This window comes from Crocosphaera sp. XPORK-15E (assembly GCF_034931425.1).
Lineage (GTDB): Bacteria > Cyanobacteriota > Cyanobacteriia > Cyanobacteriales > Microcystaceae > UHCC-0190.
Genome location: NZ_JAYGHQ010000007.1, coordinates 16,402 through 30,946, shown reverse-complemented (window position 1 = coordinate 30,946; position 14,545 = coordinate 16,402). Strand labels below are relative to the sequence as shown.

Below are 14,545 nucleotides of genomic sequence, written 5' to 3'. Positions count from 1 at the left end.
ACGCTTAATTCCCTAGTTTAGCTGACCAGGCAGAGAACTTAAGGGACTATTCCGAGACGCTAAACGGGCCTTTCCTGCTGCCGCCCAATTTTGCAGAAATTCGATTTCTTCTTGAGCAGTTCGGGCCAAGGGAATAATTTGACTTGCCGCCTCTAAAATATCATCGGTGGTAAAGTCACGATTTTGACTAAACCCTAGGTGCATGGCCTCAATTAGCGTTTGTTCAATTTCTGCCCCCGAAAAATCTGGGGTTTCGTAAGCAAGTCGCTTAATCTCGTAATTTTTTAGATTATGGGGGCGCAGTCTAGATAGATGGACGTTAAAAATCGCCTCGCGTTCCTCTTGAGTGGGTAAACCAACAAAGAAAATTTCATCAAACCGCCCTTTGCGTAACATTTCTGGAGGCAAAGCTTTAATATTATTGGCGGTGGCCACCACAAACACGGGAGATTTTTTCTCCGCTAACCAGGTAATAAACGTCCCAAATACCCTGCTTGTTGTTCCTCCGTCGCCTTTTCCATCAACCCCCGCAAACCCTTTGTCAATTTCATCAATCCATAATACACAAGGGGCTAAGGCTTCTGCTAAACTGATCATCTGACGGGTACGAGATTCGGATTCTCCCACTAAACCCCCAAATAATCGCCCCACATCAAGGCGTAATAGGGGTAAGTGCCAATGGTGAGAAATGGCTTTCGCGGTTAAGGATTTTCCGGTTCCTTGAATACCGACTAAAAGTAACCCGCGAGGGTGAGGTAAACCATAGGCCCGGGCCTTCTCACTAAATGCCCCTCCACGCCGCAATAACCAGTCTTTAAGGTTATCTAAGCCCCCAATATCGGAAATTTGTTCAGTGGCAGGGTAAAAGTCCAAAATTTGGGTCTGACGGATGGATTGACGTTTTTCTTCTAAGATAAGTTCTACGTCTTCGGGTTCAATACGTCCATGACTGGCAATACAACGGGTTAAAACGCGGCGAATTCGTTCTAGGGAGAGTCCTTGAGATGCTCTCACTAATTCATCTAATAGGGTATCAGATAAAGATTGGCCGGTGGAACCTAATAAGCGTTGAATTTCGACTTTAATTTCGGTGGTTGTGGGAAGGGGAAAGTCAACAACGGTGAAGACTTCTGTTAATTCTGGGGGAATTTCTACTTGGGGAGAAACAATGATAATATTTTTGGGTTGGGATTTTAAGCTGCGGGCTAAATTTCGCAGTTTACGGGAGATGGAAACGTCTTCTAAGAACCGTTGAAAGTCTCTTAAAATGAAGATTCCCCCAACATTATTAGGCAATTTTTCGACAAATTCCAAGGCCTGGAGGGGGTTACGTCGTCCCACCCCTTCATTATTAGGATTATCTTGATATCCGTCTACAAAATCCCAAATATAAACGGCACGGTTGCTCATTTTTTGGGCGCATTGAATAATGCCAACTTCGACTCTTTCTTCTTCAGTGGTGGGAATATAAATTAGGGGATAACAGGCCCGTAGCAGTAGTTCAAATTCTTCACGAAAGGTCATCATTATTAAAATAGCTCATTATAAGTAAAAGTAAAATACCATATTTATTGATTTTGTCTCAACTCATTAAACCACAATTAGAATTATTTTAAGTAGTCACATTGATTTAAAAATCACAAAAACCCGATTTTTAAAGACAGCAAACCAAGCATGACTTCGTTACTGTTTGGTAAAAAATCGGGTTTTTCAAGCTAAGTGCAAAATCTCAGTAAAGATTGTTTAACAATTACTCATTATTTTGTTAAAATGAGCTATAATGAGGAGGTAGTCATCAAGAAAAAATGCCTAATCTATCAGAGGAATCTGCCCGAAAAAAAGCCACTCCATTAAACTGTTTAGTGGGGTCAGCAATTTCCGGATCACTAGGATATGCACTCTATTCCCTAACAGCTTCTATCATCCATACTTTTGCCGCAAAACCTTTAACCTCATCTAATCCTCTTGTGGTTAGAATTGGTTCATTAGTCAGAACTTTAGTGATGGGAGTTGCTTCTTTAGGAACCTTTATTTTTTTCTTTGTTGCTTTTGGGTTGATCTTATTAGCCATCCAATTATTGTTACAAAAAGATGAATCATCATCTCCCCCAAAAAATTCTTAAATCTAGTAAGATTAATAGGTATATACAGGCTAAAGCCTTATCCTAGAAAAGCGAAGGCTGTCTACACAGCCTTTTAAGTCTATCCCTTAACTTTACTTTTAGGGGGGTTTGGCGGTACTTTTTTTAATTGATAAGTCACCTGTTTTTCTTCTCCTAGTTTACCTAACCGTTTAGCTTTTTGTTGATTAAACCCGACTAAAATGAGACCAGCATTACTGGTTTTAATTGTAATATTTTGAGCAGCTTCCCATGTTTTTTGACTGTCTTTTGGAAGCACCCCATCAAACTTAGTTTTACCATCAACCACAACTTTTAGGCTACATTCCCCCGTTAGATGAACTTTAACCATGATCGGTTTTTTCACAGGTTTGGGAGTAGATGGTTTAACCGCAGCAGGAGTCATCTTTTCATCAATGTTACCCTCTAAAACCGTCCGTTTTAGGGTATTAGAAATACTTTGGACAGAAAGAATAACAATCAAAATATAAATAAAATACAAATGAATTGGCCGTAATTGTAAGATAGGTAAGCCAATGGGAAGACGAGAAGACTTTGAAGAATTTACTTTGACATCAATGGGGTAACTATCCGCTAATTCTTGACCATTTAAGCCTAAAAAATTAGCAAACTTTTTAATAAATCCCCTAGTATAAATCCCCTCTGGTAGATCTTCCACTTTGCCCTTTTCAATAGCTGTTAATAACCCAACTGAAATACGGGTTTCTGTCGAAATTACCTCAAGGGTTAACTGTTGTTTTTGTCGAGCTTGATATAATTGTCTGCCAATATCTTCTAAGATTTCCTGTTGGACTTGTTTAGGATCAAAAGACGGCTTTTTCCGTCGTGGTAATTTAGATAATAACCAAAATAAAAGCTTTATATGGACAGGTTTAGATTTAATCGGCGTTTCTGGTAGAGGTTTTTCCTGCTCTTCTTCCGACTCATGACTCGTTTGATGACCATGTAACTTAATCCTATCCCATAGCTGCTGCCACCGACTGGCTTCTTCAGCAGCAGAAAAAGAAGACTCGAATTCAACCGAGTGATTTGACTCGTGATGATGAGAGTTCAGCGGTGGTTGTTTCCTAGACATATCTATTGAATCAGCTTCCCTTCTATTTCAGTGGTGAGATTGGCACAATGCTTGAGAAAACGAATCTCTGACGGAGTAAGCAAGCGATAATGACCGCTGGGTAAGCTAGTTCCATTAGAAGCATGGAGAGAGAGGGAACCGATAGCACTCCGATGGAGTCTAAGAACATGGAAGCCAAGATGTTGAACAATACGGCGAATTTGGCGGTTTTTTCCTTCGGTAAGAATCACTTTTAAACGAGTATGTTGATGACAACGGGCCATAACCTCCACCTGAGCAGGTAAGGTTTTTTTGCCCATTAGCATAACACCTCTGCGCCATTGTTGTAATATTTCTTCAGAAGGATGGCCTGACACCAATACCTCATAGGTTTTCGGTAAATGATAACGGGGATGGGTCAATCTTAAAGTTAATTCGCCATCATTGGTCAAAAGAAGGGCCCCAGTGGAGTTAAAATCGAGTCTACCCACGGGATGAATACCCGTTTCCTGACGTAACGCTTCTGGTAGCAAATCAAGCACAATGGGACGATGTTGAGGATCATCACAGGTGGAAACAACCCCGACAGGTTTGTTAATCAGAATGTACAGGAATTCTGGCCGTTGAGTCGGTTGAATCAGTTTCCCATCAACTTCTAGGCGATCGCCTGTAGGATCTGCTTTATCCCCCAAGGAAACCACCTGGCCATTTAGTTTTACCCGTCCCGCTAAAATTAGGTCTTCAGCGTGACGACGGGAGGCAATGCCCCACTGGGATAGGATTTTTTGGACTCGTTGTGCCATAATCGACGGACTCAGGGTTTAAGTTGAGGAAAGGATTACGAAGGACATTCTTAAGATTAACGCTACTTTTGAAATTTTCCACTACACTGATTATGTATAAATATTGCAAGAATGGCTCATTTTTGTAGTGATTTTTGTTGTGAGGAGCTTGGTAGCATGAGTCAGGTTATTAGTAAAGTGCTTTCCCCCGCTATGAAATTCTGGTTAAAGTCACAAGTTGACCAGGTTGAGACGTTACAGATCCAAATTCAAGGCAGCGATCGCCAGATTTTGGGGGGTTATGTTCCTGGGGTTATGCTCAATACCAGTCGTGCTATTTATCAAGGGTTACATTTGGGACAGGTTCAACTGACTGGGGAAAATATTCGCATTAATATTGGTCAAGTTTTGAAGGGTAAACCCTTACAATTACTGGAAGCAATTCGAGTGTCAGGAGAAGTCCATTTAACCTCAGAAAATTTACAAGCATCTCTCCCTTCTACCTTATTGGGAGAAGGGTTTCGAGAATTATTAGCAACCTTATTAGAACATCAGGGAATGGCTGATCCTGCTCATATTTTAGACAATTATGAGATTACTTGGCAGGGGGCTGATTTAGACCAATCTTGTTTTATTTTACAAGGAATTTTAAGCAAAAATCAAACAGAAATCCCCTTAAAGATTAAGGCTAATTTATCCTTAATTCCTCCTCAAACTTTACAATTATCATCGATTTCAATTGAAGGAATTCCAGGCTTATCAGGAGATTGTCTGGAAGAATTACAGGTAGATTTAGGCTCAGATGTGGCGATTAATGCTTTTATTGTACAAGCAGATAAGTTAGTTTGTCAGGGAGAATTATTAATTCGTCCTTAGTCCTTTTTACTTTTAATTTAATTGATCTTTTATGACCTATTGTTTGGGAATTGTTAATCGTTTTGGCATCGTTATGGGGGCTGACTCTCGAACTAATGCGGGGGTTGATTATATTTCAGCTTATCGTAAGTTATTTGATTTTTCTGTCCCAGGTGAACGAGTTATTTTAATTAGTACATCGGGCAATTTATCCATGAGTCAAGGGGTAATTACTCAGTTAAAACGAGAGATTAACAATCATGAAGAAACTAATCTTTACACCCTTTCTACTATGTCTGATATTGCCCATTATATCGGCTGTAAAACTCGTCAATTACAAGACCGCGATCGCCCTTGGTTAGAGCGAGAAAATATCGATTATCATTGTAGTTTTTTATTGGGGGGACAAATTCAAGGGGAAGAACCCCAATTATATTTAATTTATCCTCAAGGTAATTTTATTCAGGCAACCAAAGAAACCCAATTTTTGCAAATAGGAGAAACCAAATATGGTAAACCTATTTTAGATCGAACCATTAAAGATGACACCCCCTTAGATGCTTTGGCAAAATGCGCCTTATTATCCATTGATTCTACGATGAAATCTAATATTTCTGTGGGGCCACCGATTAATTTAGTGATGTATGAAACCAATAGTTTCGTGATACGTCATAAACTACAATTACGGTTAGGTGATCCCTATTTAGCTAAGATGCGTAAATTATGGGAAGATCATGTAAGACAGGCCTTTGATTCCATGCCTAATCTTGAATGGGAACCCGAAGAAAGTCAGTGGAATGAGGATATTTTGATTGATTAAATTATTAGTATTTAGATTTGAGATGTAAACAGTAACACAGCCTTCTAGACTCTTAAAATGTTCACATCTCAGTACAGATTAACTTTTGCTATCATCTTCAGGAAAGCGAATAATATCATCATCCCCTAAATATTCTCCATTTTGTACCTCAATCATCACCAAAGGAATCACCCCAGGATTTTCTAATCGATGACGGGTATTCATGGGAACATAGGTGGATTCTTTTTGCTTGAGAAGATGTTCTTGTCCATCAAAAATCACCCTAGCTGTTCCTGAAACAACAATCCAATGTTCACTACGATGATAGTGCATTTGGGTACTAATATGCTGCCCTGGCTTCACCTCAATACGGTTGATGCGATAACGGGGCCCTTCTTCTAACATTGTGACCGTTCCCCAAGGAGGAGTACGAATGAACTCACTGGGATGAGAATCTTTTTCCTTGCTCATATTTGTACCTTTCCTGCACTCCCCCTTATTTTACTCATAATTTGGTTGACATAGAGGTAAAATAACTGTAAAGATTGTCCCGATTCCCATTTGACTTTCTACAAAAATTTGACCTTCATGAGCTTCAACACATTTTTGCACAATAGCTAATCCTAATCCTGTCCCTGGAATATTATCAACATTATCAGCGCGATAAAATGGTTCAAATAGATGTTGTTTCGCTTCTTCTGAAATGCCAATTCCTTCATCTTTGATGCGAAAGATAACCGATGTTTCTTGAGCAATAACATCAAAATAAATATTACCGCCTTGGGGAGAATATTTAATCCCATTATTAAGAAGATTTGTGAGAATATGCCAAAGTAATTTTCCGTCCCACAGTCCCTCGTTTAAACATCCTTGAGTATTAAAAATAATCTGATGATTTTTTTCCCTAGAAAGATGGAGAGAATCAATGAGTCTTTGACAAAATTCTTTTAGATCAAATTGATCAAAATGGGCTTTTAATTTTCCAGCATCAGCTTTACCCAATAATAACACTTCACTTAATAGATGATCCATATCCTTAATAGCAGTGCGAATCATTTGAAAATAATAGGCTTGTTGCTCTAGGGTTAATTGATCTCGATTGTCTTCTAATAATCCTGATGATAATAAAATGGTATTCAGTGGATTACGAAAATCATGGGAAAGCATAGAAACAAATTCAGATTTTAATTGATTTAATTCTTGAGCTTTTAATAATTGGGCTGTTCTTTCTTCCACCCGCTTTTCTAATACTTGATTCGCTTTTCGTAAGGCTTCAGCCATTTGTTTTCTTTCAATAGCATAACAAATAGACTGCACTAAAATATCTAAGGTAATCTGTCGCTTAAGCAAATAATCTTGGGCCCCTCGTCGCACCGCTTCTAAGGCAAGTTTTTCATCATTAATATTAGTTAAAACTATAATGGGTAAATCAGGAACTTTTTCAATAATAGGGGCCAAAGAATCTAATCCTTGACTATCAGGTAAGGTTAAATCGAGTAAAATAATCGCAAATTCTTCCCTCTCAAGTCTGCTTAATGCTTCTTGTAGCCGTTTTGTATGAACGAGATGAAAGTCTAGTCTAGTGGCCCCTTTGAGGAATTCCTGTAACAACCTAGCTTCTGCTAAATTATCCTCAATTAACAAGACGTTGATCAAACTGGTTAAAACCATAATAATCCGGCTGCCCTTTCCACTTTTAGCCTAGCGCGATCGCCTCTCCTTAATTCTACTATTTTTTGCATTTTACTGCCAAAAACTCAGATCTTGAACCAACACCGAAAAGCTAAAAAAATCAGATTTTTAAACAGTGAAACCCTGATTCTTTCCTTGAAATTTAGGCAAAAAATCGGATTTTTGGTTCAGGTGCAAGATCTGCCCAAAAAAGAGAGACGCGATCGCTCGCGCCTCTCTTACCTAAAAATCAGTCAATACCCTAATTAACCACCGACTTTAACCACAGGTTCAAAGCTAGGAACAACTAACTCTTTATCCTGTTTGGTAAGCTTGTTGTACAAGCGTTCGGTATTAGGGAAATTGGCAGCAGGAAGGGTGGGGAAACGACGATAAGGAACGGTATCTTCTCCGAATAATTGGAGATATTCCATACTATTTACCATCGCCCCAATAAAGCCCCGAATGCCTTGAGTTGCCAGAATTTGATTGTATTTTTGAATCTCTTTCTGAGTCAAAGGCGCACGGCCTAAGAAATGTTTAGTCCCTAGTTCAATGACTTTAGTATTGGGATAAGGGGCGTAGAACTCCTTGATATAGAGATCAGAGTAACCTAACCCTTCAATGAACTCCTTAACAGTAATTTCGGCATTGCCAAGCTTACTTTCAAGGGCGGTAAATTCCGATTGGATAATATAGGGATTGAGATCACGCTCAAAAATCTGACGGTAAGCAGCGCGAACAGCATTTTGCAGAGCCACTTTATCTGTTGTGGTCAACAGTTTAAAGATCTTGGTTTGCTGACGTTGTGCGCTCACTCCTTGATTAACACGGAATTGAATATCTGGTTCCGTGCGGTTTGAGGAAACTTGACCCAACTCGATAAAGCGAGGGGTGACTTCCTTATCAACCCGTTTACCGATATCTTCCCGTAATGAACCAGGACGAGTCATCCGTGCCTGAATTCCCGCAGGAGTCACATACCGTTCATAAGGAACCGTATCTTCCCCAAAGGCTTCAGTATATTCATTACTGTCGATCATGGCATCAACAAGAGCATAGAAACCCTTCTTAGAAGCCAAATCAAAATAAGAATTCATTTCCTGACGACCATAGGTAGGACGGCCCAACAGACGACGGTGAATGTATTCGATCGCCTTAACCACATAGAAAGGAGTCCAGTAGGTTTTGAGGAACAGTTCAGACTTAGCTAAGGTTTTGATAAACTCTCGTAGGGTTATATCCCCATTTTCGAGCTTAATTTCCGCCACACTTAACCGTTGTCCTTCGTAGACATCCCGACCAAAGACTTGACGATAAGCCGCGCGAATCACCGCTTGAGTAGAGCTTTCCCCATATTTAATGCTGGCCCCATTGCTACTACCAGGGAGTTCATTATTTAAGCGGAAAACCTTGGGCCCCAAGGAACCAGGAAATTCGCCCCGGGCCGCAGGATTGCTATTTTGGTTATTAATACCAGGGCCGCGGTGAATGAGAATCCGTTTGGTATCCTTATTAAAGGGAGCAGGACTATTACTGGGATTACGGGTTTCTTTCGGGAAAATTGCCCCAAATTGAATTTCTAGGGGATCATTACCTGAACCGTAAACGTGCTGATCAGGTAAGGGATGATCATAGTTAGCAAAGGTGGTGATAAATTGAGGAACCTTACGGAAGGGCGCACTGTAGTTAAACAGATCTTGCTGCATTCCCCAATTACGGCATTCTTGGGCTTCTTGACCTAAACCGCGAATGTAAGGAACCGTTTCTTCTCCAAAGTAATCCGCATATTCTTGAGAGTCAACCAGCGCATTTACTAAGGCAACTAAACCACCCTGAGAGACGATAGAGAAGTAGGTTTGGACTTCTTCACGGGAACTGGGGCCACGACCCAAAATATGACGGAAGGCTAATTCTAGGGCCCGACTATTGATGAAGGGTTCAAAGAATTGTTTGCGGTATAAGGGAGACTGACAGGCGCGACGGACAAACTCTTTCATCGAGATGTCGTTATTTCTTAGCTGAGATTCTAGATAAGAAAGGGATTGACTGTAAGCTTTGGTGATATCCCGTTCAAACAGTTGACGATAAGCTGCTCTGATGATTTCGCCTTTTTCTGATTCGGATAAGCCAGGCTTCATCACGAATTTTTGGCGGGTTGTGGCAGCATTAAAGTAACTTTGGGGTAATTCTAACCCTTGTTGATCACTGGAAGGACGCTGACGTACCTTAGTGGCAGGAGTCGGGGCCTTGAATTCGGTGATTAATACGTCAAAGTATTCTGTAACAATGGCTTGTGCTTCTGCATCTTGCCGGAAATAATCTGTTGCTGCGGCTCGCATTTCTTGGAGGGCCACTAAGGTGGCATCCGTAGAACAAGCTCTTTCAATGATTTCCCGCAGGCCACGGGTATTGACAATGATGATGCTGGGATTGCCGGCCACTATGGCATAGGTGACATAGCGTAAGAACCAAGATAAATCCCGCAAGGACTTTTGCATATTGCTAGGGCCGTAGCGGGAAATATTAATCGGGCGAAACCCTGGGGGAATGGGGCCAGTGGAGGTGAAAATTGAGCGCAAACCCGCGAAAATTCCACCACCACCGCCACCACTTTCAACGTAGGTTTCGGCTCCAGGTTGAGGGGCCATGGCCGTACCGGCCATGGCCATTTCTTTTGCAACTGGGGGTTTTTCTAGATACGCCATGGGCGATCCCCCGGTGAAGATGCGGTTAGCTGCCCGCGAGACGATTAAATCGGAATTGCTGGTAAGGGTTTGGGCGATCTCTAAACGCTTACTCCCTGATTGGAAATATGCAACTAACTCACTGAGTTCAGTTTTGCCTAAAAAGCGATCCTGTTGCTCCGCTTGACTAATTGCTGATACAGGAACGGTCTGATACAGTTGGGGTCTTGCTAACGAGCTTCCGCCACTTGCCTTTACACTCATTGGATTTCAACTATCTCCCATGAAAAATTGCTAATCTACTCCATAATGGAGTGCAGATGTCCGCAACATCTTGATTAAAACCAGATGTTTGTTAAAAAGTTAATCAGCATCTAGATTAAACTGTTTCGTGCTTTCTGAGGGCGTTTGTTACGAATTGTATCCTTTTAATCTTAACCAGACTTTATCTTGACAAATTTGTATTTATATGATATGCGGAAAGATAAAGATAGCAATTAATAAACCTCATCATGGGAACCAATATCAACTAAATTACCTGTTAATTTGTTGGATTTTAAAGAAGTAGTAAAAGGATCTTTTTCTAAGATATCTAAAATCTCTAATACTTTACTGCTACCCTAAAGACAATGTAATTTGTTTAAGGAGTTTAACTATGTTTAGTTTGGCAAAACTTATCAATTTTCGTAGGTGGGTAAAGCCTAGCTTATTAATCGGTGGCAGTATCTTTTCTATCTTGATCAATCAATCAGCTCAGGCTACTACTTTCACTTTCAACAACAGTCAATATTCCCTCACAAATTTTGATACATGGACGGGGGCACAGGCACAAGCACAAGCAATAGGTGGTAATTTAGTAACCGTTAACGATTTAGCAGAGCATCAATTTTTGCTTAATACCTTCGGAACCTCTGAATCTTTATGGATTGGATTCACCGATCAAGATGAAGAAGGTGTATTTAAGTGGATTAGTGGAGAATCTGTAACATTTACTAACTGGGTTCTAGCTGAGCCTACTGATTCCGGCAATGGAGAAGACTATACTGCAATGAATCAACATTTACCAGGAGGCTGGAATGATATCGATGGGCAAGAATCCTTCAGGGGAGTTATTGAAGTTAAATCTGTACCTGAACCTGAACCCCTGACCATGTTAGGTGCAGCAACTGCCATCGGATTTGGTGCTAATTTTAAACGCAAACTTGCCAAGAATAGTAAGAAAAAATAAATTGGTAGAGGCATAATATATTATGCCCCTATGATATATTGATAATAAAAATAGTCCTCTGGTTGTTTCTAGGGGATTTTTTAAATATTTTAATGTTATCACTAGGGGTAATTGATTAATAGCATTGATAGATAAAACTAAAACAGGTCTAACTCCGGCTTGTTCTTTACCCTGAATGGGGTTAAGATTAACAAAATACATTTGACCTCTTTCAATCGTCATTTTCGGTTAATCCATCCATTTCTGTTATCATAAATTCTTGATTAATCGCATTAGTTACTTCTAAAATATCAGGATCATTAGCCATCATTTTTAATTGTTCTTCATCCATTAATTCAGTCTCAATGGTTATTGTTACCTTAGTATTCGGTTTAAGATTACAAGTTTCCATTGGGTAAAAAGCCTCTCCATTGAAAACAGCCGTAATTTTTTGACTTATCATTTTTCTTCACAAACAAGATAAATTAGTTGGCCTCTGTCCTCTACTAAATATTTTAATCTAATGTTAACATAGTTCATAGATTATAATTGAGGTAAGCTGCCATTTATCAATGGACAATTGACAATTGACAATTGGTTAATTTGGTTTAAAACCTCCTCTTTTAAGGGGAGAAATTAAAAAATTTTTCCTTATTTTCAATCCTCTACCTTTTAGGTAGAGGTAATTGTCAATTGTCCATTGTTCATTGTCAATTGTTGAATGTTCCCTCAGATGGAGGTTGGTACTTTTTATGAAACCCGATTTTAGCACAATGAGTAAAACAGACCTCAAAGCCTATGTTTTAACCCATAGAGATGACATGGAAGCTATTCGTCACCTATTTAGTCGTCGTCAGTCCGATGAAGATACCAAACATTATCCACCCCTTGCCAAAGATGGACTTCCTATCGAAGAAAATATTAATATTATGAAAACAGCGATTCAAGAACGTCTCAAAGAAACAATGAAATCGAATGACGCAACTTGATTCAGACAAGACCTTCGTATATGGATTAATTATTCAAAACGAAGGTAAAAATGTCTAGTTGTTATAATTATCGTTATAAATCTATTTTTTTTGATGAATATCAGGGCCAAAACTAATCTCAGAAGACTGATAACTAGGGGGTTCTACATGAATAATAACCCGCACCGGATTAAACTGTTCTTCTAATAGCATTTCTACTGTTTCTGTAATTTTATGAGCAGTTTCCACATCATCAGCTTCTACAACTAAGTGCATTTCCATAAAAACTTGTCGCCCTACAACACCCCGTGAAGCTATATTATGACAGTTAACAACACCAGGAACCTCCATTACTATCTCATAAATAGTTTCTGGAGGAACGGCCATTTCATCTACTAACCAAGGTAAATTAGATCGCACTACTTCCCAACCACTGGTAAAGACTAAAATAGCCACAGGAAAAGCTAAAATTACATCTAATTGTTGCAATTGTGGTAAGTTTAAATTTTCAGCTTGCCAAATACCAATTAATCCAGCTAATACCATAATTGTCACCCAAATATCACTCATGGTATGGTAAGCGTCAGCGATTAAAATGGGACTATTTACCTGCAACCCGACACGACGTTCATAAAATGCGACAAAAATATTAATTCCTAATACAATTAATAAAATCCATAATTGTCCCCCCGATATTTTAACCGGATCTCCTCCATGCCAAATTTTTTCTACTGCCCCTCGTATAATTTCAAAGCAAGCAATCACTAAAAAGGCCGCAATACCTAACGCTGCTATGCCTTCATATTTTTGATGTCCATAGGGATGATGGCGATCGGGAATGGGGGAGGAAAAATGACTGGCTACCAACCCTAACACATTATTTGCACTGTCGGTGACGCTATGGAGTGCGTCTGCTTGTAAACTTAAAGAACCTGTCATCACGCCCACAACCGCTTTTAACCCCATCACAAGAAGATTGAGAAATAGGGTAATTAGCAAGACTTGGCGGACTTTAGAACGATTATCTTGTAACACAATATTAAAATTGAATGAAATGTTGAGGCCAATGATTGCGATAATAAGGATATCTTAGTCTTATTGTAGTCCTTAAATTTAATTCAATCATGGCCCAACTTACCCTTAATTTAGTACAAGGATCGATTACGTTTAATTTTTCAACCGACTCGGCAAAAGCCCTTAAACTGGAAATTGATCAGTTAATGCAATGCCTAAAAACTGTGGCAGCGAATGCGGCCAGTGGGGGAAGGCCTCAACCCCAAAAATCCATGGAATATCGACAAGCAGGAGAGGTATTTTTAGAGGTTTTTTGTAATCCTAATATTTATCCTAGTCCCTTTGCCGCTAAAGTATTGTTAACGGTTAGAGATGAAAGAATTCGCTTAACCACAGAAGCAGAATTAACCCGTTTGATTGAAGATTTAGGACAATATTTAGAACAAGTTGCTTAAGTTTGTTCCATCATCCAACTAATACATTGTTGCATTTGTTGTTTCATAGTTTCTTGATCACTATGATAACGATGACCATGGCCAGGTAAGATCCATTCAAAGGAATAATTGGCCAATTTTTTCATGGAAATAATCTGTTCTGACCAATTATACCAACAAAAACGATGGAAACCATAGAGATGATTTAAAGAAGATGACCAAGCTAAATGATCGCCAGTAAAAAGATATTTTTGTTGGTAAAGTAGAACTGTATGGCCTTTGGTATGGCCAGGAACAGGAATAATAAGAAGATCAGGGGATAATTCTAGGGTTTCATTCCCTGATAATTGGATTTCTACCCCTTGAGTTTTTTCGTTAATATCATCAACATGAAGGATTCTTTCACAACCAAAATGTTGAGCAAATTTTTCATGATCTGCTACATCATCTTTATGGGTTAAATATAGATAATGAATGCCTCCCATCGCTTCAATTTGTTTTACTAAAGGAGGTGAAAACCGAGGAGAATCAATTAAAATATTGCCTTCTTCTCGTTGAATGAAGTAACTAGCAGCAGCAAAAGATTTTTCTGCATGATAGCCACAATGATAAACATTTTTATCAATTAATATGGGAAAAGTTTGCTGAATTTGTTTAATATTATCTGGCTTTTCTACGGTTCCAATGGAAGCAGTGGGACAAGAAAGAAGGGCTTGAAATGCTTCTAATTCTTCGTTTTTATTTGTGGGTTGATGATAAACGGCTGATTGATTATTATCTCGATGAAATACTTCAGGGGCCATCCAACGACAGGTATCACAATCGATGCAGGTATTATCAACATAAAAGTTGCCGTTGATATTTTCTGAACGACGTTTTTGTAATGTAGCCATGATTTTAACTGTAAAATGTTCAATTTATCTTTAGTATAAC

The 14,545-nt window shown here is 39.3% G+C and carries 16 protein-coding genes and 1 pseudogene; 6 read left to right on the top strand and 11 right to left on the bottom strand.

The annotated features are described in order from the left end of the window. Positions 1-12: 12 nt before the first annotated feature. Positions 13-1,524, bottom strand: a complete 1,512-nt coding sequence (locus tag VB691_RS08500; RefSeq protein ID WP_323291241.1) for an AAA family ATPase — start codon at positions 1,522-1,524, stop codon at positions 13-15. Positions 1,525-1,805: 281 nt separating this feature from the next. Here VB691_RS08500 and VB691_RS08495 point away from each other — a divergent pair, with 281 nt between their 5' ends. Further along, a complete protein-coding gene (locus tag VB691_RS08495; protein WP_323291056.1) occupies positions 1,806-2,123 on the top strand; it encodes a DUF3082 domain-containing protein in 318 nt (105 codons plus the stop codon). Positions 2,124-2,202: 79 nt separating this feature from the next. Here VB691_RS08495 and VB691_RS08490 read toward each other — a convergent pair whose 3' ends face one another. Beyond that, the gene (locus tag VB691_RS08490; RefSeq protein ID WP_323291055.1) at positions 2,203-3,216 is read right to left on the bottom strand and encodes a helix-turn-helix domain-containing protein; all 1,014 of its coding nucleotides are present in this window, start codon (positions 3,214-3,216) and stop codon (positions 2,203-2,205) included. A 2-nt stretch (positions 3,217-3,218) separates the two neighbouring features. Further along, positions 3,219-3,998: a pseudouridine synthase gene (locus VB691_RS08485; RefSeq protein ID WP_323291054.1), complete on the bottom strand. Its 780-nt coding sequence runs from the start codon at positions 3,996-3,998 to the stop codon at positions 3,219-3,221. Positions 3,999-4,154: 156 nt separating this feature from the next. Here VB691_RS08485 and VB691_RS08480 point away from each other — a divergent pair, with 156 nt between their 5' ends. Continuing rightward, positions 4,155-4,853: a DUF2993 domain-containing protein gene (locus tag VB691_RS08480; RefSeq protein ID WP_323291053.1), complete on the top strand. Its 699-nt coding sequence runs from the start codon at positions 4,155-4,157 to the stop codon at positions 4,851-4,853. A 31-nt stretch (positions 4,854-4,884) separates the two neighbouring features. Further along, a complete protein-coding gene (locus VB691_RS08475) occupies positions 4,885-5,652 on the top strand; it encodes a proteasome-type protease (RefSeq protein ID WP_323291052.1) in 768 nt (255 codons plus the stop codon). Between the two features lie 78 nt (positions 5,653-5,730). Here VB691_RS08475 and VB691_RS08470 read toward each other — a convergent pair whose 3' ends face one another. From VB691_RS08470 to VB691_RS25820, 4 genes and pseudogenes are all read right to left on the bottom strand, one after another. Then, positions 5,731-6,102, bottom strand: coding sequence for a phosphomannose isomerase type II C-terminal cupin domain (locus VB691_RS08470; protein ID WP_323291051.1), 372 nt, complete (start codon positions 6,100-6,102; stop codon positions 5,731-5,733). Positions 6,103-6,132: 30 nt separating this feature from the next. Continuing rightward, entirely contained in the window at positions 6,133-7,302 is a 1,170-nt protein-coding gene (locus VB691_RS08465; RefSeq protein WP_323291050.1) for a hybrid sensor histidine kinase/response regulator, read from the bottom strand. Positions 7,303-7,568: 266 nt separating this feature from the next. Further along, the gene (locus tag VB691_RS08460; protein ID WP_323291049.1) at positions 7,569-10,253 is read right to left on the bottom strand and encodes a phycobilisome rod-core linker polypeptide; all 2,685 of its coding nucleotides are present in this window, start codon (positions 10,251-10,253) and stop codon (positions 7,569-7,571) included. Positions 10,254-10,486: 233 nt separating this feature from the next. Next, a pseudogene (locus VB691_RS25820) lies at positions 10,487-10,600 on the bottom strand (type II toxin-antitoxin system mRNA interferase toxin, RelE/StbE family); the annotation flags it as partial. Positions 10,601-10,644: 44 nt separating this feature from the next. Between VB691_RS25820 and VB691_RS08455 the strand changes: the two are divergent. Continuing rightward, positions 10,645-11,217: a PEP-CTERM sorting domain-containing protein gene (locus tag VB691_RS08455; protein ID WP_323291048.1), complete on the top strand. Its 573-nt coding sequence runs from the start codon at positions 10,645-10,647 to the stop codon at positions 11,215-11,217. Here VB691_RS08455 and VB691_RS08450 read toward each other — a convergent pair. Further along, entirely contained in the window at positions 11,143-11,418 is a 276-nt protein-coding gene (locus VB691_RS08450; RefSeq protein ID WP_323291240.1) for a type II toxin-antitoxin system PemK/MazF family toxin, read from the bottom strand. The genes VB691_RS08455 and VB691_RS08450 overlap by 75 nt on opposite strands. Positions 11,419-11,428: 10 nt before the next feature. Next, positions 11,429-11,659: an antitoxin AF2212-like protein gene (locus VB691_RS08445; protein ID WP_323291047.1), complete on the bottom strand. Its 231-nt coding sequence runs from the start codon at positions 11,657-11,659 to the stop codon at positions 11,429-11,431. A gap of 289 nt (positions 11,660-11,948) precedes the next feature. Between VB691_RS08445 and VB691_RS08440 the strand changes: the two genes are divergently transcribed. Continuing rightward, positions 11,949-12,185: a DUF6887 family protein gene (locus tag VB691_RS08440; RefSeq protein ID WP_416244878.1), complete on the top strand. Its 237-nt coding sequence runs from the start codon at positions 11,949-11,951 to the stop codon at positions 12,183-12,185. A gap of 81 nt (positions 12,186-12,266) precedes the next feature. On the opposite strand, the gene VB691_RS08435 is transcribed toward VB691_RS08440, so the two are convergent. Continuing rightward, positions 12,267-13,199: a cation diffusion facilitator family transporter gene (locus tag VB691_RS08435; protein WP_323291045.1), complete on the bottom strand. Its 933-nt coding sequence runs from the start codon at positions 13,197-13,199 to the stop codon at positions 12,267-12,269. An 89-nt stretch (positions 13,200-13,288) separates the two neighbouring features. On the opposite strand from VB691_RS08435, the gene VB691_RS08430 reads away from it, so the two are divergent. After that, a complete protein-coding gene (locus VB691_RS08430; protein WP_323291044.1) occupies positions 13,289-13,633 on the top strand; it encodes a hypothetical protein in 345 nt (114 codons plus the stop codon). Here VB691_RS08430 and VB691_RS08425 read toward each other — a convergent pair. Then, positions 13,630-14,505, bottom strand: a complete 876-nt coding sequence (locus VB691_RS08425; protein WP_323291043.1) for an MBL fold metallo-hydrolase — start codon at positions 14,503-14,505, stop codon at positions 13,630-13,632. The two genes, VB691_RS08430 and VB691_RS08425, sit on opposite strands and share 4 nt — an antisense overlap. Positions 14,506-14,545: the final 40 nt, after the last annotated feature.